This window comes from Vibrio sp. 10N.222.46.A1, from assembly GCF_041473595.1.
In the GTDB taxonomy this organism is placed as follows: Bacteria; Pseudomonadota; Gammaproteobacteria; order Enterobacterales; family Vibrionaceae; genus Vibrio; species Vibrio tasmaniensis_A.
In genome coordinates this window covers 1-889 of record NZ_JBFRSN010000814.1, presented here as the reverse complement: position 1 = coordinate 889, position 889 = coordinate 1, and the positions used below count along the sequence as shown (strand labels likewise).

The following is an 889-nucleotide window of genomic DNA, read 5'->3' as shown; positions in this document are numbered from 1 at the left end:
TAGCTGCGCTGGGCGAAGATAAGGCGAATAACCTTGTTGATCAAATCCTTCTGGGTACTGGCTCTAAAGGTTTGGATTCTCTTAAGTGGATGGATCCTCGTCAGGTGGCAAGCATCATTATCAACGAGCACCCACAGATTCAAACGATCGTACTGTCTTACTTGGAATCGGATCAGTCTGCTGAGATCTTGTCTCAATTCCCTGAGCGTGTTCGTCTTGATTTGATGATGCGTATTGCTAACCTTGAAGAAGTTCAACCTTCAGCTCTCGCTGAATTGAATGAAATCATGGAGAAACAGTTTGCGGGTCAAGCGGGTGCTCAAGCTGCCAAAATTGGTGGCCTGAAAGCCGCTGCTGAGATCATGAACTACATGGACAATAATGTAGAAGGCATCTTGATGGGGCAAATTCGAGATCAAGACGAAGACATGGCAACACAGATCCAAGATCTTATGTTTGTCTTTGAAAACCTTATTGAAGTTGATGACCAAGGTGTTCAGCGATTGCTGCGTGATGTCCCACAAGACGTTCTACAGAAAGCGCTTAAAGGTGCTGATGAAAGCCTACGTGAGAAGATCTTCAAGAACATGTCTACGCGTGCAGCTGATATGATGAGAGACGATATTGAGGCGATGCCGCCAGTTAAAGTCTCTGATGTAGAAGCGGCTCAGAAAGAGATCTTGGGTATTGCGAGGAAGATGGCAGACAGTGGCGAGATTATGCTGTCTGGTGGCGCCGACGAGTTCCTTTAATACAGAAACCTCAAGAGCCCCACATTGTTGGGGCTTTTCTTTATCCAACTTCAAACCACAGATTAACTACCGTGTAATTGCTTGAATCTACAACGCAGTTGGACGAACTCATAGATAGGTACTGATATGTCAGGTGA

At 45.6% G+C, this 889-nt stretch carries 1 protein-coding gene; it reads left to right on the top strand.

From position 1 onward, the window contains the following. Positions 1 to 752: flagellar motor switch protein FliG (fliG, locus tag AB4496_RS20445; protein ID WP_372131798.1), on the top strand; the 752-nt coding region annotated here is incomplete at its 5' end. Positions 753 to 889: the final 137 nt, after the last annotated feature.